Genomic DNA, 15212 nt, shown 5'->3' with positions numbered 1-15212 from the left:
GATGTGTTATGTCTTGTAATCAATGCACTGATTCGGTTTTTAAACAGAAAATTGGTCGTTGTAAACGCTGTATGTGGCAGTTAACGGCTCTTAGCTTATTCACCTGGCCACTGTGGTGGTATTACTACGCCGATACGCCTAAGACGGTCGAGTCTATCGCGCTACTTTTCTTTGCTACTAGCTTTACCGGTTTACTGATTCTGCACTTGATGGTGTGGGCTTATCGAGCGGCTACAAAGCAACAATAACCAACTTCCCTTTGCCGTATTATTAATAGATTATCGTCATAGGCATATGTTGAGCCACCCCATCGTTTATATTCACGGATGGCCAAGCCCAATGGCACAAATATAAATTAATATCCTTAGCTTATCAATAATTAAGGCCGCAGAAGCGGCCTTAATGGTATTAAGTTGATCAATCTATTGATGGCTTACTAACCTTTACGCTTTTGCCATTTAAACAAAACTGAATAGCGCCACATACTTTTAATGACAATAAACCCAACTAGCGCACTGATAATGCCAAGAGCTAAGCAACCAACGAGAAAGGGTGGGCCGATGGTTGATACAGATGCTTCAATCCATGCCCAGCTGGCTTCAAACTGAAATGCTTGTGCTTTATGACCTAGGATTTTAGCGCCTAACAAGTAGGCACCATAAAACATTATAGGCATCGTCAGTGGATTTGTTATCCATACCAGCGCCACAGCAACCGGAAGGTTGACGTTAAATATAATGGCAAATCCAGCAGCAACGACCATTTGAAATGGCATGGGGATCCAAGCCACAAATAGCCCAACAGCAAAGGCTCCTGGCGCTGATTTGCGATTTAATACCCATAAATTAGGTTTGTGCAATAGTGTGCCAAACATCCGTAAATACTTATGTTCACGAAGTGTTTCTGGTTTTGGCATAAATCTTTGTATTAATTTTTTTGGCATATTTGTCGATTAATGTCTTAACTAATTCATTATGAATCGATTTATCTATGGCTTTTGCGCCTGTTCTTTATCAGCGATGTTATGGCCTTCGCTGGCACCAATATGGTGTTTGCCCATTCTATTCTTGGCTATGCTTCTTTGCCTTCGCAAAGGGCCGCTTATGGCTGGCTGTTTATTCGCCGTCATTTGGCTGAGCCTGTTGTTTCATTGTCTATATATGCATCAATATGCTGAAAAGTCGCAACAAATCGAGTTTAAGGCGCAGATAGTATCACTAGTTAGCCAAAACAGCGACTGGATTAGTTTTGATGTGCGCGTCATGGCAAAACCTTATCAAGACGCTTTTTTAGAGACGTTGTCGCTTAATAATGTGCAGCGATATTACCGATTAACATGGCAAAAGCCAGATAAAATTGTTGTTGGCCAAATATGGCAATTTAGTGCAAAGGTTAAAGGGATTTCGAGTATCCAAAATCAAGGTGGTTTTAACCAGCAAAAGTACTTTATTAGTAAACATATTGTCGCCAAAGGTCGAGTTAAGCAAGCTGAGTTGCTTAGTCACAGTGGATCGATGCGTCAACAGATCATGGAAACATTATCGCCTTTATTGGCACACTTTTCTCAGGGCGATATTTTACAAGCGTTGATTTTTGGTGATAAAAGCGCGTTAACCTCTGAACGTTGGCAGCAGTTGCGGCAGACAGGGGCAGGGCATTTAGTCGCGATTTCAGGTTTACATCTGGCGGTGGTTTTCGGTTTATTCTATGGCATTTTGATTGGGGTAAGTCGTTATGCTTTCTCTTGGCAGCATTTGGCTAAAATCCAACTCGCAATGGTATTTGCGGCAGCATTTACCTTAGGTTATGGCTACTTATCTGGGTTTGCTATTGCCACTCAACGCGCATTGCTGATGCTATTTTTATTGATGATATTCAGCTTTATTAAACAATTTAGTCATCATTGGGATCGACTTGTATATGCATTATTTTTTGTATTGTTGGTCGATCCTTTTGCGTCACTAGGTGCAGGGTTGTGGTTATCTTTTGGTGCATTGGTGATTATTTTATTGTCGGTGAAACCTGATTCGGTAGATCAACGTTCTAGCTTAAGCACTGCTCTTGTTAACCCAGACATTGAAGTTTCTAAGTTCACTTTGAGGGACAAATGTATCCAAAAAGCTATACAGCTTAAGGATAAAATTTTACATGGACTTATTATATTGTGGTCTATTCAATGGCGTTTAGCGCTGTTACTCGGTGTTTTGCAAGGGATATTATTTGGTGGCATTGCACCTCATAGTATCTGGTTGAATATGCTGCTGGTACCTTGGTTTAGTTTGGTGGTTATTCCATTAACCATGCTGAGTTTTTTCATTTGGTTACTGGCGTTGTGCATCCTATGGTTGTTAGCGATTGATATTGTTTCATTGCAAAGCCTAAGCGTAATGATATTTCAGTGGGCTAATTTTAGTTTGGAGCCCTTTGCGTGGTTATTGCAGTTGAGTGATCGCTTGCCGTTAAAACAACTGGTGTTAACCGAACAAGAGTTAGCTGCGGGAGTCTTTTTTGTTTTTGCGCTGATATTGTTGATGTTACGCGGTTATGTGCCGAGTCAGCGCAAGTGGAGTTATCGCGTTATAGTGTCAGTGCTTATGCTGCCAGTCATCATGAACAAGTTAGTGACCCATGAGATATTGTTATCGCCAGCGTCTTCGTTAGGTTCAACACCATGGCAGCTTCATGCCATCGATGTGGCTCAAGGAATGGCTGTGGTTTTACAGCAAGGGCAGCACGGGGTTATTTACGACACTGGCGCTGCTTATGGCGAGTTCAGTTATGCTCAACGTGCGATATTGCCTTTTTTGGCGAGTAAGGGGATTCGTTATATTGATTATATTGTCGTGAGTCATGACGATAATGATCATGCTGGTGGATTAAACGTATTAGTCGAACAATTTCCACAGGCGACATTAATTGCTGATTTTTCAATGTCAGTCTCAGCCTTAACTGATTCATCACATGGCGTAAAAACTTGTGACGGTGAATTATTTTGGCGCGGTGTACAACTGAGTTTTATCCCAAATCTGTTAAGCGCCAATAGTAATGATAATAACCGCTCCTGCGTGGTTAAATTGTTTGACGGTCAATCTACAGTATTGTTAACCGGAGACATTGAAGCTCCACGAGAGCAAGTACTTCTCGCGGTAAATGCAGATATTCAAGCCGATATTTTATTCGTTCCGCACCACGGTAGTCGAACCTCATCTACCCAAGCCTTTATTGATAGTGTTAACCCCCAATTAGCTATTTTTACCGCAGGTTTCTCTAATCAATATGGTTTTCCTAAACCGGATATTGTGGCGCGGTATCAACAACAAGGCAGTAAAATATTACAAACTGGCCATGTCGGACAAATAAGCATCAACTTCACTGATGAAGGATACAAAGTGACCACTTATCGTCAGCAAATTGCCCCATTTTGGTATAACCGTTTGTTTAGATTTGGTGAGTCACTTAAAGCAGAGTAGAATGTTATTCATGTTTGCTAGTTAAGTATTGGATTCAATGTCAGCATCACCTAAAAATGAAATGTGGGTCGTTTTCAAACGTTTGATGGCCTATGTCGTACCGATGAAAGCCATGTTTATTATGGCTGTTCTAGGTCTTATTACTTATGGCGCTGTCGATGCAGCGTTTATCGCATTTATTAAGCCGTTTATTGATGAAGGCTTTAGTCAAACTCCAGCGATAGTCGCCGGTGTCGACTTACCAACACACGGTGGCTTTAACGCCAATAAAGACATTATGTTAATGGCCCCAATAGCGGTTATTTTAATGTTTAGTTTACGTGGAGTGGCTAACTTTGTGTCGACCTATTGTGTGTCATACATGAGTGCTCAGCTCATTATGGATATGCGTCAACAAGTGTTTGAGCATTACCTACGTTTACCTGTGAGTTATATTGACCGTGAAAATAGCGGTAATTTGATTTCGCGCGTTACGTTTGATACCGAACAAATTGCTCGAGCATCAGGCAGTGCGTTAATTTCAATCGTCCGAGACAGCATGACGGCCATCGGTATGTTAGGCATTATGTTCTACTATTCGTGGAAATTGTCGTTATGCATTTTGGTGATAGGCCCCATCATGGGCGTGGTTATTAGTGTTGTCAGCAAACGCTTTCGCAAGGTTTCTAAGCAAATTCAATCTGCAATGGGCGGTGTAACCGCAACCACAGAGCAGATGATTAAGGGCCATAAAAACGTATTAGTGTTTGGTGGACAAAAAACTGAGGTTGAACGCTTTTTCCAAGTTAACGATCGTAACCGCTACCAAAACATGAAACTTGCGGTTGCGCAGTCAATCAGCCAGCCGCTCATTATGGTGATTGGTTCATTCGCATTGGCGTTTGTGTTGTATGCCGCTACTTGGGATAGCATGAGAACGGATTTAACCGCTGGTACTTTTGCTGCTATTTTAGGCGCCATGTTAGCCATGCTACAACCGATTAAAAACTTAACCCGTGTCAATGCGGAATTTCAGCGTGGTATTGCCGCTTGTACCACAGTATTTGAATTATTAGACACCCCACCAGAACCAGATAATGGTGCATTTAGTATCGATAGAGTTGAAGGTAAGTTGACCTTTAATAATGTGACATTTGCATATCCTGGCCAAGAAAAGTCTGCACTTAATGGGATTAATTTTGAAGTTAAGCCGGGTAAAACGGTTGCATTAGTCGGTCGTTCAGGCTCTGGTAAATCGACCATTGCCAGTTTGATTACTCGCTTTTATGGTAATTTATCAACTGGTGATATCCGTCTTGATGACACCAGTATTTATGATTACCAACTAAAATCACTGCGTAATCAAGTCGCTTTAGTGTCGCAACAAGTTACCTTGTTTAACGACACTATCGCCAATAATATTGCTTATGCTTATCCAGGTGAAGTGACTCGCGAACAAATTGTGCATGCAGCAGAATTAGCCTATGCCATGGAATTTATTGATACTTTACCTGAAGGTCTTGATACCCAAGTCGGCGAAAATGGTGTGTTGCTTTCAGGCGGCCAGCGCCAACGTATTGCCATTGCTCGCGCCATGTTACGTGATGCGCCAGTGTTAATTTTAGATGAAGCAACATCGGCATTGGATACTGAGTCGGAAAAAGCGATTCAAAAAGGCCTCGATAATCTTCGTCATAATCGCACCTCTATTGTGATTGCCCATCGCTTATCAACCATAGAAAGCGCTGATGAAATTTTGGTTATCGATCAAGGGAAAATTGTTGAACGCGGTAATCACAGTGAGTTAATTGCCCAAGCAGGTATTTACGCTAATCTTTACCAGATGCAGTTCAGTCAATAATGATTAGGTGGTTGTGATGCAACAGCTTATTCATCGCATTTGGTATCAAGGTCATCAAGCTAAATGGTTATTACTGCCGTTATCTGGGGTATTTTGGTTAATATCCACTATTAGGCGGTTACTGTTTAGTTGTGGGCTAAAACAAGCGCAAGTATTACCTGTCCCCGTAATAGTGGTGGGTAATATCACCGCGGGAGGCAGTGGTAAAACTCCAACAGTAATTTATTTAATTGAACTGTTACGCCAACATGGTTACAAGCCAGGTGTGATAAGCCGAGGCTATGGAGTTAATATCGATGGTGTTGTTGCTGTCAATCCTAATGCAAAAGCTAATGATGTAGGGGATGAGCCTGCAATGATAGTGGCTCGTACTCAAGTACCTATGGTTGTCGGTGCCAAGAGAGTGAGCGCAGCGCATACATTATTAGCAGACTTTGATGTTGATGTGATTATTAGTGATGATGGCTTACAGCATTATGCCTTAGGCCGTGATATCGAAATTGCTTTAGTGGATGGTGAGCGTCGTTATGGCAATCACTGCTTGTTACCCGCAGGCCCTTTACGTGAAGGTTTGTGGCGGTTAAATTCAGTTGATTTTGTGATAAATAATGGCGGACCAGCTCAAACCGGTGAAGTGCTGATGGCACTAGAGCCCGCGCCGCTTTGTCAGGTTGACAATAACCTAGACGATAAGTTTAATCAGCAACATAGTGTCGTTGCTATGGCGGGTATTGGTAACCCGCAACGTTTTTTTAATAGTATTAGCCAGTTAGGCTATAAAGTAGTACAAACAGTTGAGTTCGCAGATCACCAAGCTTTTGACCCAAAGCAATTAAGTGACTTATCCGTACAGCATTCATTATTAATGACTGAAAAAGATGCGGTTAAATGTCGCGATTTTGCACAATCAAACTGGTGGTATTTACCTGTAAATGCGAAGCTTAACTCAGAATTTGATCACGCATTGTTGAGCCAATTACAGCAAGTGGCTCAAACTAAAAAAGGATTGTCTCATGGCATTTGATAAAAAATTACTCGAAATTGTGGCCTGCCCAGTATGTAAAGGCAAGCTAGATTACGACAAAGAGTCGCAACAACTGATCTGCAAGTTTGATAAATTAGCGTACCCTATTACCGAAGGTATTCCGGTATTGTTAGAAAATCGTGCTACAGCGTTAGTGACTGAATAACGGTTCGATGATGTGAAAAATGATTGAATGATTAAGCGCCCAAAAGGGCGCTTTTTTTGTTTGAGGAAAGCCATTATATTGAGCTGCAACATTTTTCTTATTCAGCTATCAACAGTTTGCTCTTAGCTCCGTTTATCTAATCATTTTTACCTTAGTCATTAATCATGGTCATTTATCGTGTGTGCTATTTAATGATGAATTGATCGGATATTCATACTGATTAATATCGATGGTAACCAAATGTATCTTTTGTGTTTTTAGTTTGTATACAAGCTATGTATGAAGTTTTTATATAAAGCTAATATTCTATCAAAAAGCACTAAAAATCATTGATTTAATTGAGTTCTATAAACGTTAGTAAGATAATTTAGTCATCAGTAATAGTGAGTCGATGACTAGGTTGTTTTATGGCTGAGAATGATAGTTTTCAACAACATGTGGCTAAGGTTTATCGTGAACACCGTGGCGAACGTGTAGTGCCTTTCGAATACCAAGGTAAGCGATATTGGTTGAAGCAAGTAGAGCATCTTGCAGGGGCGATGCGTTTATTAAAGCAAAACTCCACAGCTGCATTACATAAAGAAATTGGTGTATTAAATACGCTAAGTCATTTAGGTGCACCAGTGCCTGCGGTTGTCGATTTTGGTGACGGTTACATGGTTGTCGAAGACGCTGGAAGTACCATTAATCATCTGCTCGAGTGTACAAACCAAACCTTATGGCAACCCATTTTAAATGATGTCAGCGTAGCATTAGCGAAACTACACTCTATGCAGCTTGCTCATGGTCGTCCAGCCTTACGTGACATTAGCTGGCAAGCCGGTGAGGTTAAATTTATCGATTTTGAGGCGAATCAACAGCATAAATCAGTTGTCTCACAACAAATTCGAGATGTGTTGGTGTTTATCCATAGCTTATATCGCTATATTGGACCCAATAATAATGTGATTAATCAAGCTATTGCTTGTTATCGTTTAGCGGGTGGTGAAGCAATATGGCAAAAAGCCAAGCAATTTTTAGCTTCCTGGCAATGGTTATATTATTTCGCGAGACCTTTTCGAGATATTGGTGGAAAAGATTTGAAGCCAGTGTATTGGGTGTTGTGGCATTTCAGGCAAGCGCCTTTAACACTGGCATAGTGTCTGTAATACCTTTAACTACGTTGGTATTTTATACAAAAAGCTTGCCTAGACAGCAAGCTTTTTGTATGTAGACCGGCAGTGATCTTGATTGATATACCGAAATGGATTATCTAGTTAAGATTTTGCGGCTAGGTCTTGATATAAAGTTTCAATCCATTTATCTGCCGAGATAAATTCCCAAGCCCAATTAGCATATTTTGCTGGAACGCCCTGTTTTTTGATGGTGGCTAAATCATGGCCCATTTCAATTTCACCACGCATCCAATTAATACTGTCATCAAGCATATGCTTGAATTTTAGCAGTGCATTTTTATCGGCTAACTCGCCATGACCGGGTATTACCTTAGTTTTATTGTCTAAACGATCGAGGATCAAACTGACGTTTTCACGATAGCCTGTTACAGAGCCTCCCGCCGCTAAATCAATGTACGGAAAGCGGTCTTTAAAGTATAAATCGCCCATGTGAATAATATTGGCTTTTTGCCACATGACGACACTGTCACCATCGGTATGGCCTGGACCTAGGTGAATAACCTCTAAAGTATCTTGATTAAAATGAATTGAGATATTGTCTTCATAAGTGATAACGGGCAATGCTGACGCAGGAGTACTGCTATCCGCTTTGAGACGTTCGAGAACATTATGATGAGCTAAGATAGAGCCTGTTTCACCAAAGTGGGCGTTTCCACCCGTATGGTCACCATGGTAATGAGTATTAACGATGTATTTAGGCAAGCCAGGTTGAATATCATTAAGTGCGGCGGTAATTTTATCGGCTAAAGGTGCAAATTGATCATCAACAATTAATATGCCGTCATCTCCAGCAGAAACCGCAATATTGCCTCCGGCCCCGATAAACATGTAAGTATTATTGTCTAGTTTGTTGGATTTAATGACCACATCACTGAACTTATCATCAGCAATGGCTGACGTTTGAGCTAATGCAAGCATCGCTACTGCACTGAGTCCGATGATGTGACGTTGAAATGTTAGTTTCATGACGATCCCTCATTGCTGTCATAGCAATTATTTTATTGTTATTAATACTGCCTAGCGTAACAAGTTGATCACTTATGGTGCAATAACATCCAGTGAATTAGCATCTGATTAAATAAAATCACGCTTCTCCAATGTAGCTTATTAAGCATTGACCATAGCAAACATTGACCATAGCAAACATTGACCATAGCAAACATTGACTACTGTAAACAATAACGATGCACCAGCAGAACTGAAGTGTAGGACTATTTGGTCCAAGGCAGCAGTTTTTGAGCAAATGCATTGGCTAGCCCTAGTCTAATTGCGGCTTTATGTCGTACTAGATATAGCGCTTGATAGCATAATGGTACCAAATACAAACTGGTGACGGTTGAAAAGGTTAACCCACCAATAATGGCAATGGCCATTGGCGAATACGGCGGTCCACCACCGCCTATCTGAGTATCTCCCATTGCTAATGGCACTAATCCCAGCACTGTGGTTGCAACCGTCATTAATACCGGACGTAAACGAGTAATACACACGTTAATGATGGTATCACTTAGCTTATCCAAATCGGGTGTCATCTGATTAATTTGGTCTACCAGTACAATACCGTTATTAACCACAATGCCCATCAAAATAAGTATGCCAATCATCGACATTACCGACATTGGTGTACCTGTGAGCCACAATGCCCAGAACACGCCAGTAATTGAGAACATAATCGAAGTGATAATAGCTGTCGGTAGCAGCAGTGATTCAAATAACGCCGCCATGACGATATAAATCATTGCGATAGCCAAGATCATATTTACCGCCATGATGGACTGGTCTTCATCTTGGCGTTCAAAACCACCGCGTAACGAGTAGCCGTACCCGTAGGGGAAGTTCACTGAGTCCATCACCTGAGTAATTTTGGTTTGCGCTTCTTCGGTTGTGAGATCTTCAAGATTTGCACCAATGGATAAAGCCGTTTGGCGATTAAAATGACGAATAGTATCAAATCGAGGAACTACGGTTGCTTCAGCTAAACTGTCCAGGGTATAAACTCGGTCACCTTGGCGAATGATCGGCAGTTGCTTAAGTTTTTCTAAAGAGTTCTGCCAGCTTTTGTCATAGGCCAGTTCGATACGTAGTTCGCCGCTAGGATCATGGCGAAACGAACGTAACTGCGACCCTCTTAAGGCAATGGCAATGTTCGATGCTATATCGCTTAATGTTAAATCCAGACGGGCAGCCATTTCTCGGTTGATCACCACCACCACTTCTTGTTGGGCGCCATTCACTTCCGAGCGCACATCGACTAAGCCCTCTATATTGTCGAGCAATGGCATCACTTGTTCACTGATGCGGATTAGTTCGGTTGTTGAGCGTCCCGTTAAGGTTACACGAATGCCGTTATTTTCATTGCCCCAACCAAATTGTGGCGTGGCAATCGAAAATTTAGGAAATCCTTCGCGGATCATTTTCTTTAACTCACCAATGTCTATTGGGATGTCTTTTTGTAATAAAATGGTTGATTGTGCATCTTGCGGGGCGTAGTAACTGTAAACCGCATCAATATAAAACGTGTCTTTATTGCTGTATAAATACGTTTCCATGCTATTAATCATGGCTTCGGTCACCGCTAGATTATGGCGACCTTCTAGCTGGTAATTAATGTATAAACGGTCATTACCTTCGCCGTCTCCTTGATCTTGTTGCACCATACTTAATGGCAATGCTGTTGATACCAACAATGCCACTGCGATGACACCAGAACGTTTTGGTCGGGTTAATATCCAAGTGAGGCTGCGTTGATAAAAACGCCCTAAGCGATTGTTGTCATTAGCGGCCTGCACTTCAAAGTGAAAGTGGTTGAGCATCAGTGGGATTAATGTTTTCGCTACCAATAATGAAGCCGCTAGCGAGATACAAATGGCCACAGCAACATGTTCTAAAAAGATGGTCAGTTGCACTTTTACGCCGAAAATATTAGGTAAAAAAACAATGGCGGTGGTTAATGTGCCTGCTAAAACCGCCAAAGAGACTTTTTCAACGCCAGTTAACACGGCTTGTTGGTTGGCTTTTATCTGACAAGTGTCGTCAATGTGCCCAGCTTGTTTCTCTTGTAGCACGCTTTCGGTGACCACCACCGCATTATCAATCAACATGCCGACGGCTAATAACAATCCCATCATCGATAAAATATTTAAGCTGTAGCCTAAAAAATACATACCAGCCAATGTCATACATAATGAAATCGGTACCGATGAGATAACCACTAAGGTCATTTTAAGGTTACGCAAAAACAGAAACAGCACCCCAAATGACAGTACCGCACCCATTAAGCCAGACAGTAATAAGTCTTTGAGTGAGGATTTAACCCCATAGGCTTGGTCTTCCATGATAAACAGTTTGATGCCATTAAATTGCTGATCTTGCTTAACCTGTTCGATAACGCTTAGCACACGATCAGACACCTCTACTAAATTGGCACCAGATTCCTTAAATACATCAATACCCACCGCATATTTTTGATCTAAATGTCGGCCTTCAATTTTCTCGGGCAGGGCATAGCTTACCATCGCAATATCTTGCAAGCGGATACCCGGCACAATCACCAGATTATTGATATCATCAAGGCTGGTAAATTCACCTTTTGGTGAGACTTGATACACCCGTGAATTTTCTCTTAGGGTACCAGCACTGATGACAAAGTTTTCTGCCAGTAAACGCGATCGTAAATCGAGGCTATTAAGGCTTGATGCGACCAATTTATCGGCATCAAGTCGGATTTCAATCTGTTTTTGTTCAACACCATAAAGGGTGACTTTTGATACGCCATCAACGCGTTCAAGTGGCTTACGAAGCTGTTTGTCTAACAAATCAAATGCATTAGAGAGTTCGCGCTCGCTTGATATGCGAATGGTTAACACCGGCATATCGGCGGTTGAGAACTGTTGGATCATGACGCGCTCAACATCTTTTGGTAATAAATGCCTTACCGAGTCAATTTTCTCGCGCGCTTCTAGGCTTTTGGTGGCAACATCTTCACCCCATTTCATGTTGAGCTGAATAAACGCACCGTCTTGGGTTGAATCTGATCGCACCTCTTCTATGCCGCTCATGGTAGCAAGTGACTCTTCCAGCACTTTAGTGATGTCGCGTTCAACTTCTGCAGGGCTGGAGCCTTTGTACGGAACTTGCACCACAATTTGTGGAATATCAATTCCTGGAAACATTTCTAATGGCAGCATTCTACTGGCCGCCATGCCAAACAACATAATGGCCAAGAAAAACATGCAGGTGGTGACGGGGCGCTTTATCGCCAGTTGAGTGATGTTCATGCTGGCGTCTCCGCTGTATTAAACTCAACGTCGCTTTGGGTATATTGTTTACGGTCAAATAGCGCATATAAAGCGGGAATAACTAACAATGTAAGCAAGGTTGACATGCTTAATCCGAAAATGACTGTAATAGCCATTGGCGCACGAACTTCACTGCCATCGCCAATGCCTATTGCCATTGGTAATAAACCTAAGGTAGTGGTTAGGGTTGTCATCATTATAGGACGTAAACGAGATTGCGCGGCATCATTAATTGCGGTCAGTTTATCAATACCTTCTTGGCGCAATTGATTAATACGGTCAACCAATACAATCGCATTGTTGACCACAATACCTGCTAGCATAATTAAGCCAATAAATACCACTACGCTCAAATGGGTCCCGGTAATGAATAAACCCACAATACTGCCGGCAACGGCCATTGGAACAGCGATTAAGATTAGCAGTGGATGCAACAATGATTCAAATTGGCTGGCCATCACTAAATACACTAGGAAGATAGCCAAAACGAGGGCTATTTTCAATGAGTCAAATGAGTGCTCCATTTCTTCATTTTGGCCGCCAAATCTGGCCTGAATCGAACTTGGTAGCTGCTGTTTAGCCAATATCTGCTGGGCTTCAATTACCGCTTCGCTTAAGTCACCGTAAGCCAAATTAGACGATACAATAGCGACTCGTTGTTGACTGATACGATTAATTGCTGAAGGGCCAATTTGCAAATCGATTGTGGCGATAGCACTTAATGGAATTGGTTGGGCACTATTAGGATTAATAATTAACGATTCAATGTCGCTAATTTGATCGCGTTCGCTTAATTCACTGCGTACCAAAATGTCCACTTTACGATCGCGTACCGTAAACTGGCTGGCAATAGTGCCACCGACACGTTGGGCTATGCGGTTAGCGACTGTCGGAGCGTCCATTCCCAGCGAGGCTAAACGGGCATGGTCAAAGCGAATACTGATCTCTGGTTGGCCATCGCGCAAGGTAGTATTGATGTCACTAAAGCGGTCAGAATCAGACAAGGCATTAACCAGTTGGTCTGCACTTTGTTTGAGTTGAGCTAAATCATAACCCGATAGCTCAATTTCAAGCGGGGTTTTAAAACTGAATAATTCAGGGTGTTCAATTTGCGCTTCTAGTTCAGGAATATTTTTTGCTGTGTTACGCAATACCTGGCTAACTGCATTAAAGGCTAAAGGGTCTGCGAGTACCACTTGTAATCGGCCCCAGTTTTCACCACCTCTTGCAGTATCCGATGTCATTAACCCACCACTACCAGCCTGACTATAGGCGTGTTTCACATCTTCACGGTCTTTAATCGACAGCGCTAGTTGTTGTAATACAGCATCAGTTTCACTGACTTCGGTGCCTGGCGGTAATAATACTTCGACATAAAACTCACCTTGATTCATCGGCGGGATTAGCTCGACACCTAACTTAGGCAGTAAACTGCTTGACGCTAGTGTTACCAAAAGTGCTAACACAATGGTTAACACTTGATAGCGTAGAGCGTGATGTAACACCCGGAAATAGATTGATTCGACGATGCGATATAGGTAGTTAAAGCCGGCACAGATGGGTTTGAGTAATAGCCCAAATACACTACTTACAAAACGGCTAATGACAATAATTGCGGTTAATAATCCTGAAGGCAAATAGCTAAACAAGAGTTTAAAGGGAAAACTCAACACAGCCAGTAAGTAGTAGGTGATTTTTCCTTTGCGGCTTGTTGGTTTCGGTTTTTGGGCGACTTCAACTGGTTGCGGCAGGCTGGTGAAGCCTTGTCGTGATGCCAACATGGGAATGGCTGTTAAGGCAACAAATAATGAGGCGAGTAGGGCGAACGTGACCGTGAGCGCTTGGTCGGCAAATAAGGCTCCTGCAATGCCGTCGACAAACACTAAAGGGACAAATACAGCTAGAGTGGTGAGTGTTGATGCAAAAATGGCGCCTGAGACTTCTTTACATCCTGTGACGGCAGCTTCAACTTTACTCATGCCTTGAGATTTATAACGGTCTATGTTTTCTAATACCACAATGGCATTGTCGACCAATAAACCAATTGCTAACGCAATACCACCTAACGACATAATGTTTAAGCTGATATCGGCAAAGTACATCATGTTAAAGGTGGCAATAACCGAAAAAGGGATCGAGATAGAAATAATTAATGTGGCAATAATGTCCCGTAAAAACAGGTAAATTACCAGCATCGCCAGTAAGCTGCCAAATAACGCTGCCGATGTCACTTCATTGACAGCGCTTTCAATAAACTCAGATTGGTCGTAAATAACTTTTAACTTATTGTGCTCATTAGCTTGATTGATTTTTTCAAGTTCAGAGCGTAGCTTTTGCGCAACAGCAACGGTATTGGCGTCACCTTCTTTGTATATGGCTAATTCAATCGATTCTACTTCGCCGATGCGAGTAATATCACTGCGTTCTTTGTAGGCATCACTAATCACCGCAATATCAGATAATCTGACTAACGTTTGGCCATCGCGGTAGATAATCACTTGACCTAACTCATCTAATGAATTGAATTGATTTAAGGTTCTGACCAAGTATTCTTTATCACCCTGAATCACTTTACCTGCTGAAAGATTAATATTTTCTTCATTTATACGGCGCTTAACCTGGTCGGCATTAAGGTTCAATTGGCTTAGTTTTTGTTGATTTAATTCAATATGAACTTCTTGCTCTAACCCGCCTGATAGCCTTACGGCGGCAACACCGGATAAGGCTTCTAAACGTCGTTTTAACTCCTCATCTGCAAAGGTTCGCATTTGCTTTAACTGCTCCGCATCTGCATTGGGTACAGAAAAAGCTAAGCGCATGATGGGATCAAGATTGGGGTTAAAACGCAGTAATAATGGCTTATTAATGTCTAAGGGCAGCTCGATAGTGTCGATTTTTTCACGCACTTCAAGGCTAGCCATGTCCATATTTGTGCCCCATTCAAACTCGAGCACAACATCAGACATGCCAGAACGTGAAATTGAACTTATTTTCCGCAGTCCTTTTACCACCCCAACAGCTTCTTCAATTGGTTTTGATACCAGCTGCTCAATTTCAACCGGAGCAGCACCGTCATAGGCTGTGCGTATGGTCACGCTGGGATAGCTTAAATCGGGTAACAGTTTTACCGCGAGGCGAGAAAACCCTACCATGCCAAAAAGCATCACAGCTAACATGAACATCCATACAGTGACGGGGCGTTTAACCGAAGTGTTAATTATTGACATTATCCCGCTCCG

10 protein-coding genes are annotated in these 15212 nt (G+C 42.1%); 6 read left to right on the top strand and 4 right to left on the bottom strand.

Annotated elements, in window-relative coordinates; all coding sequences use genetic code 11:
* Positions 1-8 precede the first annotated feature (8 nt).
* Positions 9-248 carry a DUF3624 domain-containing protein gene (locus GUY17_RS12655; RefSeq protein WP_162023356.1) on the top strand — a complete coding sequence of 80 codons (240 nt, stop codon included), beginning with the start codon at positions 9-11 and terminating at the stop codon, positions 246-248.
* A 188-nt stretch (positions 249-436) separates the two neighbouring features.
* On the opposite strand, the gene GUY17_RS12650 is transcribed toward GUY17_RS12655, so the two are convergent.
* Positions 437-943 (bottom strand): DUF2062 domain-containing protein, encoded by a 507-nt coding sequence (locus tag GUY17_RS12650; RefSeq protein ID WP_101086854.1) that lies wholly within the window; start codon positions 941-943, stop codon positions 437-439.
* A 31-nt stretch (positions 944-974) separates the two neighbouring features.
* Here GUY17_RS12650 and GUY17_RS12645 point away from each other — a divergent pair, with 31 nt between their 5' ends.
* The 5 genes from GUY17_RS12645 to GUY17_RS12625 all read left to right on the top strand — a co-directional run bounded on the left by GUY17_RS12645 (position 975) and on the right by GUY17_RS12625 (position 7639).
* Positions 975-3470, top strand: coding sequence for a DNA internalization-related competence protein ComEC/Rec2 (locus GUY17_RS12645; protein ID WP_368039258.1), 2496 nt, complete (start codon positions 975-977; stop codon positions 3468-3470).
* A 37-nt stretch (positions 3471-3507) separates the two neighbouring features.
* On the top strand, positions 3508-5310 hold the full coding sequence (msbA, locus tag GUY17_RS12640; protein ID WP_162023354.1) for a lipid A export permease/ATP-binding protein MsbA: 1803 nt from the start codon (positions 3508-3510) through the stop codon (positions 5308-5310).
* A 16-nt stretch (positions 5311-5326) separates the two neighbouring features.
* Positions 5327-6334: a tetraacyldisaccharide 4'-kinase gene (gene lpxK / locus GUY17_RS12635; RefSeq protein WP_101086857.1), complete on the top strand. Its 1008-nt coding sequence runs from the start codon at positions 5327-5329 to the stop codon at positions 6332-6334.
* The gene (locus GUY17_RS12630; protein ID WP_101086858.1) at positions 6324-6500 is read left to right on the top strand and encodes a Trm112 family protein; all 177 of its coding nucleotides are present in this window, start codon (positions 6324-6326) and stop codon (positions 6498-6500) included. Before lpxK ends, GUY17_RS12630 begins: the two co-directional genes overlap by 11 nt.
* A 407-nt stretch (positions 6501-6907) precedes the next feature.
* Positions 6908-7639 (top strand): serine/threonine protein phosphatase, encoded by a 732-nt coding sequence (locus tag GUY17_RS12625; protein WP_162023353.1) that lies wholly within the window; start codon positions 6908-6910, stop codon positions 7637-7639.
* A gap of 117 nt (positions 7640-7756) precedes the next feature.
* Here the strand turns inward: GUY17_RS12625 and GUY17_RS12620 are convergent, their stop codons facing one another.
* From GUY17_RS12620 to GUY17_RS12610, 3 genes are all read right to left on the bottom strand, one after another.
* A complete protein-coding gene (locus tag GUY17_RS12620; RefSeq protein WP_101086860.1) occupies positions 7757-8641 on the bottom strand; it encodes an MBL fold metallo-hydrolase in 885 nt (294 codons plus the stop codon).
* Positions 8642-8886: 245 nt separating this feature from the next.
* Entirely contained in the window at positions 8887-11952 is a 3066-nt protein-coding gene (locus tag GUY17_RS12615; RefSeq protein ID WP_162023352.1) for an efflux RND transporter permease subunit, read from the bottom strand.
* Positions 11949-15200, bottom strand: coding sequence for an efflux RND transporter permease subunit (locus GUY17_RS12610; RefSeq protein WP_162023351.1), 3252 nt, complete (start codon positions 15198-15200; stop codon positions 11949-11951). The genes GUY17_RS12615 and GUY17_RS12610 overlap by 4 nt, the downstream gene beginning before the upstream one ends.
* Positions 15201-15212 lie beyond the last annotated feature (12 nt).

The sequence above is a fragment of the Shewanella sp. Arc9-LZ genome (genome assembly GCF_010092445.1).
GTDB lineage: Bacteria > Pseudomonadota > Gammaproteobacteria > Enterobacterales > Shewanellaceae > Shewanella.
This window is presented reverse-complemented; position numbering and strand designations above follow the sequence as displayed.